The 4,611-nt window shown below is 70.8% G+C and carries 4 protein-coding genes; all 4 read left to right on the forward strand.

The window, feature by feature from the left end:
• Positions 1-204 precede the first annotated feature (204 nt).
• The 4 genes from G6024_RS09555 to G6024_RS09570 all read left to right on the forward strand — a co-directional run bounded on the left by G6024_RS09555 (position 205) and on the right by G6024_RS09570 (position 4,565).
• Positions 205-402, forward strand: coding sequence for a hypothetical protein (locus tag G6024_RS09555; RefSeq protein ID WP_132064010.1), 198 nt, complete (start codon positions 205-207; stop codon positions 400-402).
• Between the two features lie 68 nt (positions 403-470).
• Positions 471-1,334, forward strand: coding sequence for an alpha/beta hydrolase (locus G6024_RS09560; protein WP_159148577.1), 864 nt, complete (start codon positions 471-473; stop codon positions 1,332-1,334).
• A gap of 70 nt (positions 1,335-1,404) precedes the next feature.
• Positions 1,405-2,298 carry a phosphoribosylaminoimidazolesuccinocarboxamide synthase gene (locus G6024_RS09565; RefSeq protein WP_159148578.1) on the forward strand — a complete coding sequence of 298 codons (894 nt, stop codon included), beginning with the start codon at positions 1,405-1,407 and terminating at the stop codon, positions 2,296-2,298.
• Complete coding sequence (locus tag G6024_RS09570) at positions 2,295-4,565, forward strand: S9 family peptidase (protein WP_159148579.1); 2,271 nt, start codon at positions 2,295-2,297, stop codon at positions 4,563-4,565. The genes G6024_RS09565 and G6024_RS09570 overlap by 4 nt, the downstream gene beginning before the upstream one ends.
• The last annotated feature ends 46 nt before the right edge of the window (positions 4,566-4,611 follow it).

Consider the following 4,611-nt stretch of genomic DNA (forward strand, 5'->3'; position numbering starts at 1 on the left):
GTCGGCGCTGCCGGCGACCAGGTCGACGCGGTCGCCGCCCGCGTCGAGGCGCTCGTGGCCCGCCACCCGGAGGCGGCCGGCTACGCGCCGGGTTCGATCCTCTGACAGCCTGTCCGTAACTCGCCGGGCCCCCCGCCCGATAAGTCCTGTACACCGACGGAGGCGGGGCCCTCCCGTCGCCGAGTGACAGGGAAGGACCACAGCATGGTCACGAGGCCCAGCGGCTCCCTCGGGGGCGCACTGTACGACGTGTTCGGGATGATCCAGGCCGGGTTCGCCACCGCCAGTTCGGCCGTCGGGATCGACCCGGGGGCGTTCATGCAGCAGTTCTACGTTCCGATCGCGTTCTCTCTGATGCCGCTCGGCGCCGGCAGCCTCATCTTGGACCAGCTCGGGATCTGAGGCCTCTGCCCGATCGGCCCCAGGCGATCGGCCTCGGCCCCGGGCGGGCTGGCACTAGTCTGTGCAGCATGCGCCAGACCCCCATCCCCGTCCCCGGCACCTCCGGCCTGCAGGCGACCCTGCACCACGCTGACCAGCCCCGGGCGTTGCTGCTGCTCGTGCACGGCTTCGCCGAGCACTCCGGCCGGTACGGGCGGACGATCCGCTTCCTCACCGACCGGGGGATCAGTGTTGCCTCCTACGATCTGCGCGGCCACGGCACGGCTCCCGGGCCCCGCGCCAAGGTGTCGATAGAGACGCACATCCGCGACAACCTCGCGGTGCGTGACGCGGTGGTGGAGTGGAGCCGGTCCGCCGAGGGCGGCGGGGCCGAGTCCCTGCCCCGGCTGCTGATGGGGCATTCGATGGGCGGGTTGATCGCGGGGGAGTCCGCGCTCCGGCGGCCGTGGGACCTCAAGGGCCTCATCCTCTCCTCGCCCGGGCTCGTCGTGGGCGAGGGGACACCGGCACCGCTGCGCGTGGCGGCGCCCGTGATCGCTCGTCTCCTGCCGTTCCTGCCGGTGGAGAAGCTCGACCCGCACGACATCTCCCGAGTGCCCGAGTACGTCGAGGACTACACCTCGGATCCGCTGGTCCACCACAAGGGCGTGCCCGCGGTGACGGCGGGGACGATGCTCGCCGGCGGCCTCAAGTTCATCGAGCGGTCGCCGGCACTGCGGTTGCCGACGCTGATCCTCAACGGCTCGGCCGACACCATCACCTACCCGTCGGGCGCGCGGCGCTTCGCGCAGATCGCCGGTTCGGACCACGACCCGCGCCCGGAGATCACCTACCGGGAGTTCGAGGGCGGCTCCCACGAGCTGTTCAACGACCTGTGCGCCGAGGACGCGTACGCGGCGTTGGGGGAGTGGCTCGAGGCCCGACTGGGCTGAGTCCGACCAACCACGGGTGGGGGCCGACGGTCTCGACTCGGGACGTGGGCGTCCGGCTACGCTGGCCGTCATGCGACCCGATCTCTCCTCTTACCGCCATCTCGTCTCCGGAAAGGTCCGCGAACTGTACGAGATCGACGGTGAGACGCTCCTCCTGGTGGCCACCGACCGCATCTCCGCCTACGACCACGTCCTCGGCACGCCCATCCCGGACAAGGGCCGCGTGCTCACCGCGATGAGCGCCTACTTCTTCGACGCCCTCGACGTGCCCAACCACCTGGCCGGGACGCTGGACGACGAGCGCATCCCGCTCGAGGTGCTCGGCCGCGCGATGGTGGTCCGTCGACTCGACATGGTTCCGGCCGAGTGTGTGGCCCGCGGTTACCTGACCGGGTCGGGGATGACCGAGTACCGGGAGTCGGGGACCGTGTGTGGCATCGAGCTGCCCGGGGGCCTGGTCGAGGCCAGCCGACTGCCCGAGCCGATCTTCACCCCGGCCACCAAGGCGGCGGTGGGGGATCACGACGAGAACATCTCGTTCGATCAGCTCAGCGGGATCGTCGGGGCCGAGCTGGCCGAGCAGCTGCGTACGGCGACGCTGGACGTCTACGCGCGGGCCGCGGAGATGGCGGCCGAGCGCGGAGTGCTGCTGGCCGACACCAAGTTCGAGTTCGGCCTGGTCGACGGGGAGCTGATCCTGGCCGACGAGGTGCTCACCCCGGACTCATCGCGCTACTGGCCCGCTGACGAGTATTCGCCGGGCCGTGTGCAACCGAGCTTCGACAAGCAGTACGTGCGGAACTGGTTGACGGGCCCGGAGGCGGGCTGGAACTCCGATGCCGACACCCCGCCACCGGCTCTGCCGCAGGAGGTCGTGGACGCGACCCGGGCGCGCTACATCGAGGCCTACGAGCGCATCTCGGGCCGCTCGTTCGCCGACTGGATCGGGGGCGACGCAGCGTGAGCTCCACCGAGACGACCGACACCGACACCGCAGCCACCGACACCGCCGCCGCCGCGACCGCCACCACAGCCACCACCACGGGGCAGACGCCCACGCCGCCGCAGGCCGAGCGCCGTCCCTTCCGTCGCGAGCACCACGGCCGCGTCTTCGTCGACGACTACGAGTGGTTGCGCGACAAGGACGCTCCCGCGACCCGTGCCTACCTCGAGGCGGAGAACGCCTACACCGATGCGATGACCGCCGACCTCAAACCCCTGGAGGACGAGGTCTACGAGGAGATCCGCTCCCGCGTCAAGGAGACCGACATGTCGGTTCCGGTGCGCGCCAGCGGCTGGTGGTACTTCTCGCGCACCGAGGAGGGCCGCTCGTACGCCAGGCACTGTCGGGTCCCGGTCCCGCAGCAGTTCGTCGACGACCCGTCGGACCCTGCGGGCTGGGTTCCGCCCGAGGTCTCCCCGGGCGTGGAGTTGCCGGGTGAGCAGTTGCTCCTCGACGGAAACGCCGAGGCGGAGGGTCACGACTACTTCGCGCTGGGCGCGTTCTCGGTCAGCCACGACGGCCGCGCACTGGCGTGGGCCACCGATACCGAGGGCGACGAGCGGTACACGCTGCGCTTCCGCTCGCTCGACCCGGACTACACGGCCCCGGACGAGGAGATCTCCGGGATCGCCGCCGGCGTGACCTGGTCCCGCGATGGCCGGTACGTCTTCTACGTCACCGTCGATGACGCCTGGCGACCGGACACGGTGTGGCGTCACCGGCTGGGCACGACGAGGGACGACGACGACAAGGTCTTCCACGAGCCCGACGAGTCCTACTGGATCGGGGTCGGCGAGACACGCAGCGAGAAGTTCCTGCAGATAGCGGCGGGGTCCAAGATCACCACCGAGGTGTGGTGCCTGGACTCGAACGATCCCGCCGGTGAGTTCTGGTGCGTCCGGCCGCGGCAGGAGGGCGTCGAGTACGACGTCGAGCACGCGGTCGTCGGTGGCGAGGACCGGTTCATCATCACCCACAACGACGGCGCCCCGAACTACGAGGTGGTCGAGGCGCCTGTCGGTCCGATCGAGGGCGAGCTGCGGGATCTGCGCACGCTGGTGGCCCACCGCGACGACGTCCGGGTGGAGGGCGTGGACGCCTTCGCGCGCGTGCTGGTGCTGGGGTACCGCGAAGCGGCGCTGCCGCGGTTCGCGCTGATGCCGCTCGAGCAGGGGTCCACGGCGGGAGTCGAGGCGTACGGGCGGTTCGAGCCCGTCGAGTTCGACGAGGAGCTGTACACCTCCGGTCCGGGGTCCAACCCGGAGTGGGACTCGCCGGTCCTGCGGTTCGGCTTCGGTTCGTTCGTCACGCCGGGCCGGGTCTACTCGCTCGACCTCGCCTCGGGGGAGCGGACGCTGCTGCGTGAGCAGGAGGTGCTCGGCGGGTACGACCCGAGCGGCTACGTCCAGCGACGCGACTGGGCGACGGCCGCGGACGGCACCCGGGTGCCGATCTCGCTGGTGATGTCCACCGGCACCGCCGCCCGCGTCGATGCCGGCGAGCAGGTGCCGACGCTGCTGTACGGCTACGGCTCGTACGAGACCAGTATCGATCCCGCGTTCTCGGTGGCGAGGCTCTCGCTGCTCGACCGGGGGATGGCCTTCGCCGTGGCGCACGTGCGGGGCGGCGGTGAGATGGGTCGGCTCTGGTACGAGAACGGCAAGACGCACACGAAGCGCAACACCTTTACCGACTTCGTCGACTGTGCGCGACACCTGGTCGACTCCGGGCTCACCTCCCCGGACCGGCTGGTCGCCGAGGGCGGCAGTGCCGGTGGACTACTGATGGGGGCGGTCGCGAACCTGGCCCCCGAGTTGTTCGTGGGCATCCAGGCCGTGGTGCCGTTCGTCGACCCGCTCACCTCGATCCTCATGCCGGAGCTGCCGCTGACGGTGATCGAGTGGGACGAGTGGGGCGATCCGCTGCACTCCGAGGAGGTCTACGACTACATGGCCTCGTACGCCCCGTACGAGAACATCGAGGCCAAGGACTATCCGGCCATCCTCGCGGTGACCTCGCTCAACGACACCCGGGTGCTGTACGTGGAGCCCGCCAAGTGGGTGGCCAGGCTGCGGGCGGTGTCCCCGTCGGCCAACTCGGCGGACCGGCCGGTGCTGCTGCGCAGCGAGATGAGCGCGGGTCACGGGGGAGTGTCCGGGCGCTACGAGCGGTGGCGTCAGACCGCGTTCGAGTACGCGTGGACCCTCCGCACGGCGGGCGCAGGCTAGACCCGCCCGGCCCGCCCGGCCCGCCCGGCCCGCCCGCTAGACCCGC

The sequence above is a fragment of the Dietzia maris genome, from assembly GCF_014144855.1.
Classification (GTDB): domain Bacteria; phylum Actinomycetota; class Actinomycetes; order Mycobacteriales; family Mycobacteriaceae; genus Dietzia; species Dietzia kunjamensis.

Bases quoted from the DNA above. Each gene is read 5' to 3' on its own strand.
- G6024_RS09555 (WP_132064010.1), top strand. From the start codon at position 205: ATGGTCACGAGGCCCAGCGGCTCCCTCGGGGGCGCACTGTACGACGTG.
- G6024_RS09565 (WP_159148578.1), top strand. From the start codon at position 1,405: ATGCGACCCGATCTCTCCTCTTACCGCCATCTCGTCTCCGGAAAGGTC.
- G6024_RS09560 (WP_159148577.1), top strand. From the start codon at position 471: ATGCGCCAGACCCCCATCCCCGTCCCCGGCACCTCCGGCCTGCAGGCG.